General features: G+C 51.9%; 13 protein-coding genes. 3 read left to right on the top strand and 10 right to left on the bottom strand.

What is annotated here, in order from left to right; all coding sequences use genetic code 11:
• Nucleotides 1-12 precede the first annotated feature (12 nt).
• The 10 genes from ACETK5_RS24170 to bcp all read right to left on the bottom strand — a co-directional run bounded on the left by ACETK5_RS24170 (nt 13) and on the right by bcp (nt 13,154).
• Complete coding sequence (locus ACETK5_RS24170) at nt 13-1,560, bottom strand: helix-turn-helix domain-containing protein (protein WP_100540218.1); 1,548 nt, start codon at nt 1,558-1,560, stop codon at nt 13-15.
• Nucleotides 1,561-1,749: 189 nt separating this feature from the next.
• Nucleotides 1,750-2,583 carry a carbohydrate ABC transporter permease gene (locus ACETK5_RS24165; RefSeq protein ID WP_326111926.1) on the bottom strand — a complete coding sequence of 278 codons (834 nt, stop codon included), beginning with the start codon at nt 2,581-2,583 and terminating at the stop codon, nt 1,750-1,752.
• A 31-nt stretch (nt 2,584-2,614) separates the two neighbouring features.
• Nucleotides 2,615-3,565 (bottom strand): carbohydrate ABC transporter permease, encoded by a 951-nt coding sequence (locus ACETK5_RS24160; protein ID WP_394058303.1) that lies wholly within the window; start codon nt 3,563-3,565, stop codon nt 2,615-2,617.
• 30 nt (nt 3,566-3,595) lie between these two features.
• On the bottom strand, nt 3,596-4,918 hold the full coding sequence (locus ACETK5_RS24155; RefSeq protein ID WP_394058301.1) for an ABC transporter substrate-binding protein: 1,323 nt from the start codon (nt 4,916-4,918) through the stop codon (nt 3,596-3,598).
• 140 nt (nt 4,919-5,058) lie between these two features.
• Nucleotides 5,059-6,612, bottom strand: a complete 1,554-nt coding sequence (locus ACETK5_RS24150; protein ID WP_326111929.1) for a response regulator — start codon at nt 6,610-6,612, stop codon at nt 5,059-5,061.
• Complete coding sequence (locus tag ACETK5_RS24145) at nt 6,587-8,365, bottom strand: sensor histidine kinase (RefSeq protein ID WP_326119874.1); 1,779 nt, start codon at nt 8,363-8,365, stop codon at nt 6,587-6,589. The genes ACETK5_RS24150 and ACETK5_RS24145 overlap by 26 nt, the downstream gene beginning before the upstream one ends.
• Before the next feature lie 315 nt (nt 8,366-8,680).
• On the bottom strand, nt 8,681-9,856 hold the full coding sequence (locus ACETK5_RS24140) for an NAD(P)/FAD-dependent oxidoreductase (protein ID WP_394058298.1): 1,176 nt from the start codon (nt 9,854-9,856) through the stop codon (nt 8,681-8,683).
• A 32-nt stretch (nt 9,857-9,888) separates the two neighbouring features.
• Complete coding sequence (locus tag ACETK5_RS24135; RefSeq protein WP_100540211.1) at nt 9,889-10,359, bottom strand: DUF1641 domain-containing protein; 471 nt, start codon at nt 10,357-10,359, stop codon at nt 9,889-9,891.
• Nucleotides 10,360-10,629: 270 nt separating this feature from the next.
• Entirely contained in the window at nt 10,630-11,937 is a 1,308-nt protein-coding gene (locus ACETK5_RS24130) for a polysaccharide deacetylase (RefSeq protein ID WP_326119875.1), read from the bottom strand.
• A 761-nt stretch (nt 11,938-12,698) separates the two neighbouring features.
• Nucleotides 12,699-13,154: a thioredoxin-dependent thiol peroxidase gene (gene bcp / locus ACETK5_RS24125; protein ID WP_326111935.1), complete on the bottom strand. Its 456-nt coding sequence runs from the start codon at nt 13,152-13,154 to the stop codon at nt 12,699-12,701.
• A 156-nt stretch (nt 13,155-13,310) separates the two neighbouring features.
• Between bcp and ACETK5_RS24120 the strand changes: the two genes are divergently transcribed.
• The 3 genes from ACETK5_RS24120 (at nt 13,311) to ACETK5_RS24110 (ending at nt 16,828) form a co-directional block, all read left to right on the top strand.
• Nucleotides 13,311-14,384: an LCP family protein gene (locus tag ACETK5_RS24120; RefSeq protein WP_394058295.1), complete on the top strand. Its 1,074-nt coding sequence runs from the start codon at nt 13,311-13,313 to the stop codon at nt 14,382-14,384.
• An 81-nt stretch (nt 14,385-14,465) separates the two neighbouring features.
• Nucleotides 14,466-15,782, top strand: coding sequence for a glutamate-1-semialdehyde 2,1-aminomutase (locus ACETK5_RS24115; protein WP_326111936.1), 1,317 nt, complete (start codon nt 14,466-14,468; stop codon nt 15,780-15,782).
• 173 nt (nt 15,783-15,955) lie between these two features.
• The gene (locus ACETK5_RS24110; RefSeq protein WP_394058293.1) at nt 15,956-16,828 is read left to right on the top strand and encodes an aminoglycoside 6-adenylyltransferase; all 873 of its coding nucleotides are present in this window, start codon (nt 15,956-15,958) and stop codon (nt 16,826-16,828) included.
• Nucleotides 16,829-17,110 lie beyond the last annotated feature (282 nt).

Below are 17,110 nucleotides of genomic sequence, written 5' to 3'. Positions count from 1 at the left end.
CACCCTCCCGGTTTAGCGCTGCTTGCTTTCAACATGATTCTTGTAATTCGAGGGCAGAATCCCGGTTGTCAACTTAAACTTATGGATAAAATAGTCCGCGTTCGGGAACCCGACATGGAGCGCAATCTCGGAAACCTTCATTCCGCTCCGTTTCAGCAGCAGCTTGGCCTCCTCGATCCGCTTGTCATTCAGGTATTCCTTGAACGGCTTGCCAGCGTGCTTCTTGAACAGCTGCCCCAAATAGGTGGCGTTCATATGGAAATGTCGTGCCAAATCCTGAAGCTGAAGCCTGCTCCGGTACTCCCGGTCGACATACTGAATCACTTGAAAAATGGTGTTGTGCTCGTTAAGCTTGCTTAACTCTTCCAGCTGCGAAGCGGCCTCAAACGCGAGCAACCGCATATAATTCTTCAACGGCGCTTTATGGCAAGCATCACTCAGATGACCAAGCTTCCTTTGCAGCCGGTTCATGAATAGATCCGGATCTCCATTCATTTCCGCGATTCTTCGACACAGCTTCAATTCCAGATCGGCCACATCGGCTTGAAAAGCCCTCAGGTGGAGGAGATGATCGGGCATGCCCGTAAAAATCCGCGCCAAGCATGACTCGATGGACGCATGCTCCCCCGCCATAATCATGGAAAGCAATTCGTCCATCCATCCGCAGGGAAGTCCCCGGAGCCGCTCCGCTCCTCTCGGTTCTTGGCAACAAAACACGCCGCTTCGGCCTTGGCTTCGCTTATCGTCGCGCACCTCCGCGCTTTGCCTGTAAAGCTTTCCGATCGCCTGGATTCCCTCCCCTGTGCCGCTTAACGCCACGATAACCGGCCCTTCAAGCTCCCGGGCCAGAGCAGACTGCAACTGCAGCGCAGTCTCCATGACCTCATCCGGAGTCGAATGCTCGACATGCAGCACCACTCCGATGCTCCCGCTATTGTCCTGGAAGCATCCCAGTAAGCTCGGGGGCCCGTAATCGGTCATCCATTCGATCCAATCCACTCCCGTTTCAGTAATCCCTGTTTCAATCAATAGGCACTGCAGCAGCGGCTCGCCCTGGATTTGCATCGCATTGCTGGCTTGCTCGGCCAAATCAGGACTCAACTCTTCCCGAATGAGCCGGTTCAACAAATAATGGACGGCAAGGCCGGCTTTCTTCCGGTAGCTGCGTTCAGCGTCTCGTTCGTCCTGGATCTCATGGCTGAGCTTGGCAAGCACTGCCTCGATCTCCTCGTCATCAATCGGTTTCAGCAAATACTCGGCGACCCGTTGGCGCATGGCTTGATGCGCGTATCCAAAATCATCATATCCGCTCAAAATAACGAATTTCGGAGGAAGAGGCAGTATCCGTTTGCTGTGCTCAATCAATTCCAGGCCGTTCAGGACTGGCATGTGGATATCCGTCATCACCAGCTCGGGCTTCAACTGTTCCATTAACTTTAGCGCTTCCGGAGCGCTCAGGGCTTCTCCGCATATTTGAAATCCAAACCGGTTCCAATCGATCATGGTTCGAAGTCCTTCCAGAACCCATGGTTCATCGTCCACCAGAAGTACATTGAACAATACCCTCGTCCCCCTTCATGATATGTTAGATGTAAGCGTACTCATTTTACCTTATACTACCATACTAGTATATCTGTGAGAATATACTGCAGCTCCTCTGCTTTATATTGGTATCCTGGTCAGAACACAAATAACCCGTAAGCGGGGGTCCTTATACAAGAACTCCGCTTACGGGCTGCTTAAGCTCGCCTACCCCTTAATTCCGGATAAAGTAACGCCTTCGATAATGTATTTCTGTCCGATGATATACACGATGAGGACCGGGATCAGTGCAATGGATGCCCCGGCCATCATGAGCGTCCAATCCGTGGCATACATGCCCCGGTACAAATTCAGCATCATCGGCACGGTAAACTTATCCGTACTGCTGAGGAAGATCAGCGGGTTAAAGAAGTTGTTCCACATCCCGAGGAAGGTAAAAATCCCGAGTGCCGATAAAGCCGGTTTGATTAGAGGTATCATGATCCGGGCGTAGATCGTCCAGCGATTCGCGCCGTCCACGATGGCCGCCTCTTCCATTTCCTTCGGAATGCCTCTGAAGAATTGCCGGAGCAGAAATACCCCGAAGGCGTTCAGCAGCGCGGAAGGGACGATAATCGCCAGATGCGTATCCAGCCATCCAATATTTTTCATGATCAGATAAAGCGGAATAATGGTCACTTGTCCCGGCACCATCATCGTTGCCAGAAACAGAATGAACAGCGGCTCCCGGAACGGGAACGTGATTTTGGCAAAAGCATAAGCCGCCATGGAGCAGGTAATCAGCTGTGAAACCACGACGATGATATTGATGTAGAAGCTGTTGAAATACGCACGCCCGAACGGCAGCGCCGTCAGCGAATCCTTATAATTGGACCAGATGAACGGGTCCGGAATCCATTTGGGCGGCACGACGAATACTTGCGACAAATCCTTGAGCGAGCTGAGCACCATCCATACAAACGGCAGCGCCATCATGCAGGCGCCTATGATCAGCACGATATGCAGCACCACGGTGGACATCCTCAATCCCCGATGTATCATTCATTTTCCCTCCTCCCTAAAGGTTCGCCCGTCAGTCTTCGTAATGCACCCACCGCTTGGACATTTTCATCTGGAACAAGGTGAGCGACAGAATCATCACGAACAGGATGACCGCCGACGCCGTGCTCTTGCCAAAGGTAAAGTCCGCAAAAGCCGTCTCGTAGATGTGATAGACAAGCGTATAGCTGGCCTTCGCCGGTCCACCGGAGGTCATGACAAACGACTGGTCGAACACCTGGAAGGAACCGATGATGGACATGATCGTTACGAAAAAGGTCGTCGGCGACAGCAGCGGAATCGTAATATGGATCAGCTGCTGCCATTTGCCGGCGCCGTCGATCTCGGCCGCCTCGTAATAACTTCTCGATATGCCCTGAAGTCCAGCCAGGAACAGCACCATGTTGCCTCCCAGCCCCATCCAGACACTCAGCAGGGCAATCGAAGGCATTACGTACCTGGAATCCGTCAGCCAGGAAGGACCCGTTATCCCGAACCACTGCTTCAGGTACATGTTAATAAGGCCGAAATCGGCGTTAAACAGCCACATAAACACAACCGCGACGGCAACGGACATCGTAATGTTCGGCATGAAGTAGATCAGCCGGTACAGAATCTTCCCGCGGACCCGGTTCAAGCCTACCGCTACCAGCATGGCGAGAACGATGCCTGTCGGTACCGACAGAATCGTGTAATACACCGTGTTCACCAGTGCGATGTGGAACTCCTCATCCTGAAGCTGGGACACGAAATTTTGGAGACCGATAAACTTCTTGGCTCCCATGCCGTCCCAGTTCATCATGCTGATGACAAAAGCCGAGATGAGAGGGACCAATGAAAAAGCGATCAAGCCGATCATCTGGGGAAAGATAAAAAAGTAGCCCCATAAACCGTCGGACGTCTTGCTCTTTAAGGTCGTTCTCCTCTCCGGAATCCGCTCCGGAGAAGGAGCGGCTCCGGAGCTTCCTGCAGGCTGCGTGTTCATTTCATCTCACCGTTCCTCCCCAGAGCTGGATCAATTCTTGCCGCTCTTGTAATCCTGAATTTTCTTGTTGGCCATATCCTGAATATCCTTCAAGGAGCTTTCCAGATCCTGATCTTTCAGCCACAACGCCTCGAACTTGGACGTAATATCCTGGCTAAGCCCGGGAATGCCGGCTTCGAACGGAGTCAGGGAATACCCGATCTCACGCGCGTCCAGGAATAACTGGGCATGCTCCGGCAGATTCCCTTCCAGCACTACTTCATCCGTTCCCTGTACCGACGGGACCGCATTGCCGCCGCCCTGCAGGCGGAAACGTTGACCCTCTTTGCTTACGTACTCGGAGAAGAAGGTGTATGCCGCTTCCTTGTTCTTCGATGCCTTGTTCATCACCAGGTATGCGGTCGGGATTCCGGCAGGTTCCATTTTGTTGCCGGTATTGGTTGGCCATGTGACCACGTCATACTCAAGTCCTTGATTCTTCTTGAACAACGGCAGGTACCAGCGGCCTGCAGCAACGAATCCGACCTGGTTGGACATAAACATGGCATCTCCGCCTTGCCCTTTGGGAAGCGTGCCGGAGAAGGTGATGTTTTTGGATTTCACGTTGTCGTACAGGAAGCGGAACGCCTCCATTGCTTTCGGATCCGAAGCTGCCACGAAATTCCCTTCGTCGTCGTACACCCGACCGCCGTTGGAAGTAACCCAGCTGTGGTAGCTGTTCCAAGAGTTATCCAGCACGTAGCCGTACTTTTTGCTGTCCCGGATCTTGTCCGACATCTCCTTGAATTTGTCCCAGGTCCACTGACCGTTCGCCTGAAGATCGGCCGGCATCTCGGTAATCCCTGCTTCCTTCAGCACCTTCTTGTTGTACCACAGCACCATCGGATTACAGTCCACCGGTACCCCGAAGGTCTGACCATCCCGCACGGCTGCGCCCCACAAGCCTTCAAAATAATCCTCTTTCTTGATCACGCTTTCCGGTGCTTCCATATACGCCGTCAAATTCTCAATGCTCTGATTCTCGATCAGTTTCACGACCAGGGCGTCCCCTGCGTAGAAGACATCCGGAGCGGTCCCACCTGTTAATTGGGTTAATATTTTCTGATCATACTCGCCCGGAATCGGAATAAATTCGACCTCAATGTCCGAGTGCTTCTTATTAAAGTCCTTCGTGAGCTCCTGAAAGCGGCTAAGCTCTCCGGGATTTCCCCAGGTTGCCCATTTAATCTTGACCTTCTCACCGCTTCCGGACTCCCCACCCTCTGATGTTCCGCCGCCTCCACACGCTTGGAGTATGGATGATAGTAGAAGAATGATTACAAGCAATGACCCTCTCACCTGTTTCCTTGTCATTTCATTTCCTCCATTCAAACCAGATTTGGACTCGCTGGCACAGCTCTTGTAAACGCTTTAATTATAAAATTTTGACAAAAAGCTTTTGAACGGATTATGTTCCGAAAAAGTGGATTCTTTTCCGATCCTATGAATTTCCATTATTTCCGCTGCTGTCCCTGGTACTCCGCAGGCGTCATGCCTACCATCTTCTTGAACAGCTTGCTGAAGTATTTCACGTCATTAAATCCGGAGTGGTCCGCCACTTCATACACTCGCAGCGATGTCGTGGAGAGCAGCTCCTTGGCCCGTTTCAACCTCAGATCAATCACATAGTCAATGAAGTTGTGTCCCGTGACACGCTTAAACAATTCGCTAAAATAGTTGCGGCTGACGGCCACTTCGTCCGCCACCTCCTGCAGGGAGATCGGCTCGGTAAAGCGTGCGTTAATATATTGAACGGCCTGCAGCACGATTCGCTCATGCAGCGTAGATTCCGGTACAGGGTGACGCATGGCCTCGTCCCGCAGCGTATGGAAGCCTTGAAGGACCAGCTCCTTCACTTCCCCCACCGAGCGAAGCTTGCCCACTTCCCCGATCTGTGGAAGCGGCGGGCCGCCGGGAAGATGAAACATAGCGAGCAAGCTCAGAAGCTCCTCTGCTTCTCGGATGACCGACGGTTTCTTCATCCTTCCGGGCTGCCAGCGCAGCATGATGGACTGCAGGCGCTCTCCGCTTATGTCCATGTTCCCAACCGTCAGCGCGGCTCTTAGGGCATGCAGCTCGGCAGCCGGCCTCTCCTGAGCCGAATCGGCATCGGTCAGGGGGAGCTCCTCTGCCCGCAGTATCTGTTTATCTTTATGAAAAAAGAGGCCTTCCAGGCTCTCGCTAGCTTCTCGAAACGCTTCCTGCAGCTTATCCATGCCGTTATATCTCCTGCTGAGCCCCATGGTGCATCGGGCCGGCAGATGGACTGCTGCTTCATGCTCTGAAGCAGGCACCCTTCCTGCATGCCGTAGAGGCACGTAGGCAGCGATCCGGTCCGTCTCCAGCCGAACTGCCAGCGCCTCCGGCACCTGGTCATATAACAGCCCCATCAATCGCTCAATCTCGTCATGCCAATCCTTGGGCTGCACCCCGGCTGCACCAGCCCCTGAATCAGAGTCAAGCTGGAGCACGGCCAGCATATAAGCGCCATTTAGATTTTGGGCTTCCAGATTGGCGATTGCCCCCGGTTCTCCGGACAGCGCCTGAAAGAGGATTTTCTCAGCGGCTTTCTTCTGATTCATACGCTGCTGGTGCTCATGCTCGGTCAGAATCCGCTGCATTTGCTTCTCCTCTTCGAGCTTCGAACGCATGTGATCCAGCACAGCACCCAAAGATTCCGCATCCAGCGTCGGCTTGAGAATATAATCCGAAGCGCCAAGCCTTATGCCTTCGCGCACGAATGCGAAATCGCTATGACAGCTGAGCAGCAGCACCTTCACCCAAGGACAAAGCTCTCTTGTTCGGCGGGTCAGTTCCAAGCCATCCATGACCGGCATCGCGATATCCGTGATCAGAATGTCCAGATCCCCGTTCAGAATCCATTTCATTGCCCGTTGTCCATTGGAGGCTTCTCCCACAAGCCGGTAACCATATTTCTCCCAGTCGAAGGTCGAGCGCAGTCCTGTACGTGCGATCGCTTCGTCATCCACGAGCAGCACTCTGTACATAATCTTCACCCCTTTGCCTCGCAAACGTTATCGTGACCCGCGTTCCTCCGCCTTCCGGGCTTTCCACCCATACCCCATAGCGGCTGCCGTAATACAGCTGGACTGTTTGGTGAACATGACGCAGCCCGATGCGGGTCATGCCGTGCTTGGAGTGATCCTGTTCATACGACAGCAGTCCCTCTATTCGTTCAGGCTTGATGCCGATTCCATTATCCTCGATCCGAACCATGACATCCTGCTGGTGTGAAGTTACCCGAATCGTAATGACGCCGGCTTCATCAAGCGGGGCAATCCCGTGAAAGATTGCATTCTCCACAATCGGCTGCAGCAGCATCCGGGGAACATAAAGGTCCTCCATTTCCTCGGGGCAGTCGATCCTCAGCTCAATTTGATGGTCATAGCGGTAATTCTGGATGATCATATATTTCCGAAGCAGCTCAAGTTCATCTCCAAGCCTTATAAACACGCCGTTTCGCTCCAGGCTCCCCTCCAGCAGATGAACAAGGGCCGTGACCGATCGATCCACGTCATTCGTCCGATTAAGCTTGGCCATCCAGCGAATCGAATTCAATGTATTGTAAAGAAAATGGGGATTGATCTGATACCGCAGCGCACGGATTTCCGCCTTCTTCTTCTCGGATTCCTCCGCAGCGATTCGCCTGATGAGCAAATCGATCTGCTCAATCATTTTGTTGAAGCTTCGGCCCAACTGGCCGATTTCACTGGGCCCCACATTCTTGCTGCGGACCGACAAATCGCCTGCTTCGCTTCTGCGCATCAAGCGGCTTAAATGAACGAGCGGATTGCCAATCCTCCGCGTCATGAAATAACCGATGCCGATCGCCGCCAGGATCGATCCGAATACAATCCAGACCGTGAAACTCCGAATGCTCGCCGAATCTGCCGTCAGTTCCTTCAGCGGCACCATGCCGACCACATGCCAGCCGTTGTTCAGGCGCGAAGGGATCATCAGCGTTTTTTTGTTGTTCAGGTTATATTCCGTCAAACCCGAGGGCAGCTTGATCGGGGACTGCTTCCCGTACATTGAAGGATCGGGATGGTAAAAGTAACGATTCTCGTCATTGGCCACGTACATATACCCTGTGTCGCCGAACTGGACATGGTTTAATTCATCGATCAGGACGTCTCCCATAATCTCGATGAACATCACCCCGACAATCTCCCCCGTATCCCAGCTTCGGATTGCCCGGCCCAGCCCGAACACGGGAAATCCCATTCCCGTTTGCTTCAGGTAGGAGGTATCGGACAAACCGAACCATACTGCCTGCCCGTTCGCCTCCAGTATCGATCGATACCAAGAAGAATCCCACTGGTCCGGGATGGACATCAAGGAATCGGCGCTCAGGACCGAATTGTTCCGCTGCACGTCAAACACGTACACGTCCAATATCTCCGGCGAGTTAATCATGATGGAGGTCAGCAGGTCCTTCCCCTCCTTTACCTTCAACGTCAGGTCATATTTACTGATATCCTGATCCTCCAGAATGCCGTGAACCACCTTGCTGTTCAGCACCATCATCGAGGAATCGTCCAGTTTCTTGAAGAACATATTCAGCTTGTCACTGACTTGGGTGATGGTGAGGGAAGCCACTTTACTGACCTGTTCCTCCACGATTGAGGCCGATTTGTTATACGACAGGAACCCCATAATGAGAACCGGGAGTGTTGTGCCGATGAAAAAAAACAAAAACAGTTGAATGACAATGGAATGAAGACGATGATATCCCCGCATACATGCTCCCTCCGTTCATAAAATGAAAATTGCGGACCTTTTACGATAGCGCTTACATAACTGTTTGCCCTTCTTTCTTCTACCAATTGGACTCTCACCTTCTGCCTTTCCCTTACCTCCTTCTCTAACATCCCCTCCGGAGCACGCGTTTGAAGATCATATTGCTTCCTCGCTCCCGGGTGTAATCATCGTATTATGTTTTCATGTCGATGTCCCTAAGTCCATCTGCTTATGTTTGTCTGCGCAAAAAAAAGATGGACCCGAAAAACTCCGGGTCCATCTCTTTATATGTTGATATAATGCCGCCTTCTAGGCTTAGTAAGCCAGTGTAAACAAACCGTTGATGTGGGACAGGTAACGCATGTTACTTGCTTCTTTCATCAAGGTTGCAGGCAGACCTTTCAATTGAGTCTTGTTAGCACCAATGGTACCGATGGCATCTTTACGTCCCAAGCTGCCGAGCGTACCGGAGAATACCGGGGTGAACGAAGCTGGTGCGCCGCCATTCAATTGAGCGAAGATGTTGTAGCCGATCAGCTCGCCCATTTGCCATGCCAGCTGTGCAGTTGGCGGGTATGGACGACCTTCTGGTCCCATGACCACCGCGCTGTCGCCTGCAATGTAAACATCAGGGTGAGATGCGGATTGCAGGAATTCGTTAACAACCGCACGTCCACGATTGACTTCGATGCCGCAGTTCGCCACAACGGAGTTGCCCTGTACGCCGCCCGTCCATACCAAGGTGCTGGTTTCGAGCGTACTGCCGTCTTTCAGTTCTACGGTCGTGCCGTCCATTTTGGTGATCGGCAATCCGGTCAGGAAGTTCACGCCGCGTTTCTGCAGGCTTGTTGTCGCGCGGTCAACCAATTCAGCAGGGAAGCCTGGCAGAATGGAAGGAGCTGCTTCAACACAATAAAGCGCGATTTCTTGTGGGTCGATACCGTATTTGCGAGCCAGCTCGCTTCTCATATCGGCATATTCACCAACAAGCTCAACGCCTGTCAAACCGCCGCCGCCAACCACGATGGTAGCGTCCGCTTTGTTTTTCGTTTTGCTGTATTCCGCAATGCGGGACTCCACATGAGCACGCAGACGATTCGCATCGTTAACGGACTTCAGAATGAAGCTGTTCTCTTGCAATCCCGGAATACCGAAGAATGCCGTTTCGCTGCCCAGTGCGATAACCAGGGCATCATATGTGAAGTTTCCGCCGTCATCGAGGGAAACCGAACGCTCATCCGGCTTGATTTCCTTAACGTTGCCGATGCGCAGGTCAACGTTCGCGCCGCGCAGAAGCTTGTCGAGCGGCAAAGCTACTGCTTTCTCTGCGATGTTGCCTGCTGCCAGACGGTGCAATTCCGTAATGATCTGATGGGTTGGGAAACGGTTGATCAGCGTGATTTTTGCAGCAGCACCAAAATGCTCGCGTGCAGAAAGCGCACTAAGCAAGCCGCCGTAGCCTCCGCCCAAAATTAAAATATGTTTAGACATGACCATCCTCCGTTCTTCGTATGATTTATGGATTAACGCTTGTTTTGTTGGTCACGTTCGTTAAGAACGTCCAAAAAAGCCTGAGCATAGCGAAGACCCTTTTGAACCTGAGGATCTTTCAGCATTTTCATCAGACCAAATACGCCGATCTGAGCTTGGTCGCCTTGAGCGTGTACACGGTCTCCGGCTTCGATGGCTGCAGATGCAACGCCTTTTGCTGCTGTCGTGATTGGCTTCGCGAATCCGCTAAGGGAAGCCATGGTGTCTTCCGCAAGCACGGGATCCGTAGCTACGGATTTACCGAAGTCATATGCCTTAGTCATGACGGTCAGCATTTCCGTAAGTTTTGGAAGATTGTCCACGAGAGTTGTGAGGGATTCCTGAACCTCGGGCTTGAGCAGTTGTTCGAGCAGCACATCAGGACGGCTGGACGCCGCAGCTTCTTGGTTTCCTACAACATTTTCCGGAGTTTCGGACGGCTGTGGAGAAGATGTTTCTGTCATAAAGAATTGCCTCCTTTTCTTTAAGTGAATTCCCAAGATGGACTTGGCGACGATCGAACCGGCTAGTTTTAATTTTGGGATAACCGGTATCTATTATGCATCACGTACAAAAGTGCGAACTTATGGGTGACTCACTATCGCCAAAAATAAAGCAGGGGGAAGCCTCCCCCTCCTTTAATCTGAAACAATCTTAGGGATTGTGATAAATATCTCTAAGTACTAGTCTATAACTTGTGAAGCATAATTACAAACATAAAATGCAATTTTCGACTACAAAGTTAGAACGCGATACTCGCTTTCCTCATATGTCACTCTTGTAACAGGTCGGCCGGAAAAGTCAAGCGCCTCCCGAAGCGGAATCCAAGCGGTGCCGCCGATTAAATGAACATCCGAAGACACCGGTTTGCCCCCTGTTTGCATGGGGAATAGCAAGCCGTTAAGCGGATCTGCTTCCCAGCGATTCCCAGCCAGTGTCACCTGCACGGTCTTGTTGTGAGACTTCCAAGACACACTTCCGCCGAGCCGCTCCACCAGGGAACGCAGCGGTACCATCAACCGGCCGTCCACCATTTTGTATTCCCCTGCCGCGAACGCAGTCTCCATTCCTCCGAATTCCACGGCCAGTGTTCGCCCAGTCTCAAATAGCGCGGCGTTGGCTGCGACATGCTCGCGAATCCACTGCTTTGAAGGCTGCGAAGCCTTCCGTGCACTCTGCTGGGCACGAAATTGTACGGGCTGGATTTCCGGAGACAGTACATCAAAGGCATAGCCTTGCTTTTTATAATATGAAATAATGTCCGGCAGAGCCTTTACGCTTTCGGCATGCCCTTTACCGTCATGAAGAAGCACAATGGCCTCGTTGCCGTTCACTTTCGTGGTTGCCCCTTTGACGATGTCTTTAACCGGGACGCCTCGATACCTGGAGTCGCCGCTGTCGACGTTCCAATCAAATACATGATAGCCCCCCTGCTTCATGAATTGAAAATAGGCTTCGTCAAAATGGCCGGCCGTCCCCCCGGGAGCTCTGACCAGCTGCGGCCGCTCACCCGTAATTAAACGAATGATTTCCTCCGTTCTCTTAATCTGTCCCCAGAAATCCTGAAAATGTCCGTAGAGCTTGTCATAACGATGATCATATGTATGATTCCCGATCACATGGCCTTCCTCGTAGATGCGGTTAATAATCTCGGGACGGGTCTCTGCTTCCTTGCCCAGTACAAAAAACGTGCCTTTAATTCCTTCCCGCTTCAAAATATCCAACACATCAAGCGTCAGATCCGATGGCCCGTCATCAAATGTCAGGTATACCGTTTTGTCACTTGGTTTCTTATATTGAACAGGTGCGGCGTTCACGGCCGATGGTTTCTTGAATGCAGTCGTGACGATTGGCTTGCTTGCCTCTTCCGGCTTCACCTGTACATCCTGCCGAGTTACTGTCATTGGCGGCGATGCCAGAGGAGCCTGTTCCACATATATGTCTATCGGCCGCTGGACCTCAAGCCCCATACCGATCATAATCAGCAATGCCAATACGCCGAAAAATACCGCAATTGATGTTACCCGCACCATATTTTTCATTATCAACTCTACCTCCATCATTTCTATGAGTTCGGCTTCCTGATAGATTATATGGGGGGCGTTTCAAAAAAAGACTAGGATTTGATATTTTACAACCGGAAGGGATGATAGAACATCCCGTCAGACAAGAAAATGGTGCGGTCGTGCGAGTCTTCACCGGTTCTTCTGGCAATGTCGTATCCGCCACCCTTGAGAGGAGCGGAACCTTTGGGGCAATGCCGTGAACGCGGCTAAAAGCCAGGTGTTGTGGCTGGGCCCTGGAATCGACGGAGAGCCAAGCGAATGACGGGCAGCAGGATCCGCATGGTACTCCCAAACAGCTCGATTCTCCTGGATTAGCGATATTTGATGATATTCGAGGACTGTGGTTCCGCTATTCCTTTGTTTTCTGCCCTTTAATGGAGGTATGAGGACATGAGATCCGCTATTGCAAGATATTGCGGGCTAAATTCGTGATTTTGGGTGCATTAACGGATCCTCTGTCCGGATGGCCTCCCAAATGGATCGGTTTTCGGTAAATAGCGGATCGAGTGTCCAAATGGGCTCAAAAACAGCTCGTTTTTACAGCATACAGGGGATCCTATGTCTGCCGGCCCGAAACAGCTCGTTTTCGGTAAATAGCCAAACGCGGGCGAGCAGCTGAGGGAGCCGGTGGCCTCCTGCGGTCCCTTCGCCGGCTTATACCTCTGGTCTTATTTCTCTAAAAAAACGGTCCCTTATCATGCCTTTCCAGGCATGCTGAGGGACCGTTCTTCATATAGCTATGACAGCACGGCTGCGAGAACCGCTTCGACATGACCTTTCACTTTCACTTTCCGCCACTCGCCTGCCAGCTTTCCCTGCTCATCAATCAAGAAGGTAGAGCGTACAATACCCATATACTCGCGGCCGAACATCTTCTTCATCTGCCAGACGTCAAACATTTCGCTAACCTTATGCTCCTCATCAGACAAGAGCAAGTAGGGCAGGCTATGCTTATCGATGAATTTGGCATGGGATTTCAGCGGATCCGGGCTAATCCCGATCACGACTGCGCCCGCCTGCTCCAAGGCTCCGTAATGGTCCCGGAAGCTGCAAGCCTCCTCGGTGCAGGTTGGGGTCATATTTTTCGGATAGAAGAACAGCACGACTTTACGTCCACGAAAATCGCTTAAAGCTATCTTCTCCCCGTTCGAAGCCGGAAGTGAAAAATCCGGCACTTGGCTTCCGACTGTCAACTGTGTTTGATCTGCGATAAGGCTCCACTCCTACTTTACGGACTTTAGTCCCGAAAATTGATTGTCTTTTCGAAAAAAATTATAATAGAATGAATGTCGAATGTTCAAATGTTCTATCGAATTTATTCATCAGCGTAATCCGAAAGGAAGAACACAATGACCAAAAAAACAAAGAAGACGATTATATGGAGTGTCAGCCTCATCCTCGCCGCTATTATTGGTTATGGCATTTATTATGCGGCATCGTTCTACGACGGCTTACAAAGTCTTCAGAAATCAGGTGAATCCTCCCCTTTTCGTGAAATTGAAAAGGTAGATGCCAAAGTGCCGGCGCCGCCCGAGTGGGAAGGAACGGAGACGGTTAACATTCTGCTGATGGGCGTGGATGCACGCGGTTTTGAGGAAGGGGAAATTCCTCGTTCCGACAGTATGCTTGTTGCCTCGATTGATCCGGTGAAGAAAAAAATGCACTTATTCTCTATTTTGCGCGATACTTACGTAGAAATACCCGGATATGACCGCAACCGAATCAATACGGCCATCACGCACGGCCCAAATACGGCGATGAAGGCGGTAGGCGATCTGCTGGGCATTCCGGTTCAATACTACGTCTATACGGATTTCCAGGGTTTCATGAAGCTGGTTGATTCCGTCGGCGGGGTTGATTTCTATGTTGAGAAGGACATGAATTATGCCAGTAAAGCAGACAAAAACGAATACGACATCGAATTGAAGCAAGGCATGCAGCATCTGGATGGCAACGCGGCGCTGCAATATGTCCGGTTCCGCTACGATGCGATGGGCGACTTTACCCGCACCGAGCGTCAGCGCGAGCTCTTGAAGGCCGTAGCCAAGAAAATGCAGACCACCACGTCCATCATGAAGCTTCCGGACATTCTGAAGTCCGTCAGCCCGTACATTGATACCAATCTCGATGTCGAGGATATGTGGAAGCTTGCGAACGTTGCCTACAAGAGTAAAATGAGCGGCAGCGAACAGGTACCGCCGATGAAACTCCTGAAGGAAGAACATATCGGCGGCGCTGCCGTTCTAACGGTCGGCAATCCGGATACGCTGAAACAGTATATCCAGGATATCATGAACCCGCCAACGCCTGACCCTGAGACCGAAGGCAGCGAAGGCACGGAAGGTGATTCCGAGAACAGGGATACCGAGAAGAGCGACGCTGAAAGCTCCACTGTTCCATCTGCAACAACGGATCGTAACTAATACACATACAGCAATCAGGACAGGGCGCTACGTCATTTTAGCTTCCTGTCCTGCTTCATGAAGAAAGGAAGTTTAACTATAATGTCAACATCCAGAAACCGTTCCGAAACTCTATATCAAGAAGCGCTGCAGCATATCGTAGGCGGCGTAAACAGCCCCTCCCGTTCGTTCAAGGCCGTAGGCGGCGGTGCCCCCGTTTTCATGAAACGTGCAAGCGGATCCCACTTCTGGGACGAGGACGGCAACCGCTATATCGATTATTTAGCAGCCTACGGCCCGATCATAACCGGACATGCCCATCCGCATATTACAGCTGCAATCACGTCGGCAGCTCAAAACGGTACCCTCTACGGGACGCCGACCGAGCTTGAGATCACCTTGGCCAAAATGCTGAAGGCCGCCATCCCGTCCATGGATAAGGTGCGTTTCGTCAATTCCGGCACCGAGGCGGTCATGACCACGATCCGGGTGGCCCGCGCCTACACCAAGCGCAACAAAATCATCAAGTTCGCCGGCTGCTACCACGGCCATTCCGATCTTGTCCTCGTAGCTGCAGGCTCCGGCCCTTCCACGCTCGGCATTCCGGACAGTGCCGGGATCCCGGCAAGCATTGCAACGGAAGTCATTACCGTTCCGTTCAACGATCTGGAAGGCCTGCGCGCTGCCCTCGACGCATGGGGCGATGATGTGGCTGCCGTTATGGTGGAGCCCATCGTTGGCAACTTCGGCATGGTGATGCCGAAACCGGGATTCCTCGAAGGCTTATGCCAGATGACGCACGACAACGGCTCGCTGGTCATCTATGACGAAGTCATCAGCGCTTTCCGCTTCCACTACGGATCTACCCAAACCTATGCGGGTCTGGCCAATCATGAAGCGATTCAGCCGGATCTTACGGCTCTTGGCAAAATCATAGGCGGCGGTCTGCCTATCGGCGCGTATGGCGGCCGTAAACACGTGATGGAACAGGTCGCACCGCTCGGCCCAGCTTATCAAGCAGGAACTATGGCGGGTAATCCCGCCTCCATCGCTGCCGGAATCGCTTGCTTGGAGGTTCTGCAGGGTGAAGGCGTATATGAAGAAATGGAGCGCTTGACCATCAAGCTGACGGAAGGTTTGCAGGCATCCGCTGACCGCCACGGCATTCCGCTCACGATCAACCGCATCCGGGGTTCCTTCTCCACTCACTTCTGCGATCATCCGGTCACGAACTATGATGAAGCGCAGGACACCGACGGCGAAGCCTTTGCCGCATTCTTCCGCCATATGCTGGACCGAGGCGTGAACCTGGCTCCTTCCAAATACGAAGCCTGGTTCATGACCACCGCCCATACGGATGACGACATCGAGACTACGCTTGAAGCTGCGGAGGAATCTTTTAAGGCCATGAAGAATTAATTTAGATATATTAGAAATCACGAAAAGGAGTTTTCCCCCATGAAAAAGCGCTTGAACAAGTTATAACATGCTCCATATCCATGCCATGCTTCTACGGTCCGGATTCGTGGACCTCCTGACCTGTCCGATTCGAAACCTGAGTCATCTAAATATGAATGCGGAGGCTGGATAACATGAGAAGCGAACAAGAAATGATGGATTTGGTATTGGGCTACGCAGCCCGCGACGAACGGGTTCGGGCCGTGACCCTGGAGGGCTCCAGAACGAATCCCAACGTGCCGAAGGATATTTTCCAGGATTACGATATCAGCTTTCACGTAACGGACATGGACAGCTTTATTCAGGATCCGAACTGGATTGACGTTTTCGGGGAACGGTTGATTCTGCAGACGCCGGAAGACATGGCCTTGTTTCCCCCGGATCTTGGAGGCTGGTTCTCGTACCTGATGTTATTTACCGACGGCAACCGGATTGACATGACCCTGATTCCCATTGAGGAGAAGGAGAAATACTGCAGAGAAGACAAACTGATCCAGATCTTAATGGATAAAGACCAGACCTTCCCTAAGGTTTCTGCTCCGTCCGACGAGGATTTCTGGGTAAAGCGCCCGTCGGCAGCCTTTTTCGAGGATTGCTGCAATGAATTCTGGTGGGTATCCACGTATGTAGCCAAGGGCTTGTGGCGGGAAGAAATACTGTATGCCCAAGACCACTTTCACAACATCATGCGTCCGATGCTGATGAAAATGCTGGGGTGGCAGGTAGGTACCCAGACCGGTTTCTCGCTCAGCATAGGCAAGAACGGCAAGTACTTGAAAAACTACCTGTCATCGGACAGCTGGAACGAGCTGATGTCCACCTACCCTCGCGGAACCTACGAAGAGGTGTGGGAGGCGCTGTTTACGATGGGAGCGCTGTTCCGCAGAACCGCGCTTTATGTCGCTGAACAGCTAGGCTTCGAATACGATATGGGGCAGGATCAGCGCGTGGCCTCCTTCCTGCAGCATGTCCGGCAGCTGCCGGCGGATGCTAAGGCGATCTATTAAGATTGCGGGAAGCTGCGGTTCCCTTGATTCCAAATATCGAATCCAGGCAGCCGGGCTCGATGAGGATTAACCACTGGTCCAATGAAGCCACGATTGCTAAGAAAATGAATCAGCAAAGAGAGACGCCGCTCCGGCGTCTCTCTTTTTTTGTTGCAGAATTCTCCCCAACCCATACAGGGCACCGCTTACTCCAACTCGATTTTGCCGAATGCCCTCTCCTGCAAACAAGATTTATTAAATCCATTTGTCACATTTGTGCTTTGCCCAAGCGTAATACAAATT

This window comes from Paenibacillus ilasis (genome assembly GCF_043195395.1).
GTDB lineage: Bacteria > Bacillota > Bacilli > Paenibacillales > Paenibacillaceae > Paenibacillus_AQ > Paenibacillus_AQ lautus.
This window is presented reverse-complemented; position numbering and strand designations above follow the sequence as displayed.

Excerpts from the sequence above, each read along its gene's own strand:
- ACETK5_RS24135 (WP_100540211.1), bottom strand. The coding sequence starts at position 10,359 with ATGACAGAAACATCTTCTCCACAGCCGTCCGAAACTCCGGAAAATGTT.
- ACETK5_RS24150 (WP_326111929.1), bottom strand. The coding sequence starts at position 6,612 with ATGTACAGAGTGCTGCTCGTGGATGACGAAGCGATCGCACGTACAGGA.
- ACETK5_RS24110 (WP_394058293.1), top strand. The coding sequence starts at position 15,956 with ATGAGAAGCGAACAAGAAATGATGGATTTGGTATTGGGCTACGCAGCC.
- ACETK5_RS24120 (WP_394058295.1), top strand. The coding sequence starts at position 13,311 with ATGACCAAAAAAACAAAGAAGACGATTATATGGAGTGTCAGCCTCATC.
- ACETK5_RS24165 (WP_326111926.1), bottom strand. The coding sequence starts at position 2,583 with ATGATACATCGGGGATTGAGGATGTCCACCGTGGTGCTGCATATCGTG.
- ACETK5_RS24130 (WP_326119875.1), bottom strand. The coding sequence starts at position 11,937 with ATGAAAAATATGGTGCGGGTAACATCAATTGCGGTATTTTTCGGCGTA.
- ACETK5_RS24140 (WP_394058298.1), bottom strand. The coding sequence starts at position 9,856 with ATGTCTAAACATATTTTAATTTTGGGCGGAGGCTACGGCGGCTTGCTT.
- ACETK5_RS24155 (WP_394058301.1), bottom strand. The coding sequence starts at position 4,918 with ATGACAAGGAAACAGGTGAGAGGGTCATTGCTTGTAATCATTCTTCTA.
- ACETK5_RS24145 (WP_326119874.1), bottom strand. The coding sequence starts at position 8,365 with ATGCGGGGATATCATCGTCTTCATTCCATTGTCATTCAACTGTTTTTG.
- ACETK5_RS24160 (WP_394058303.1), bottom strand. The coding sequence starts at position 3,565 with ATGAACACGCAGCCTGCAGGAAGCTCCGGAGCCGCTCCTTCTCCGGAG.
- ACETK5_RS24115 (WP_326111936.1), top strand. The coding sequence starts at position 14,466 with ATGTCAACATCCAGAAACCGTTCCGAAACTCTATATCAAGAAGCGCTG.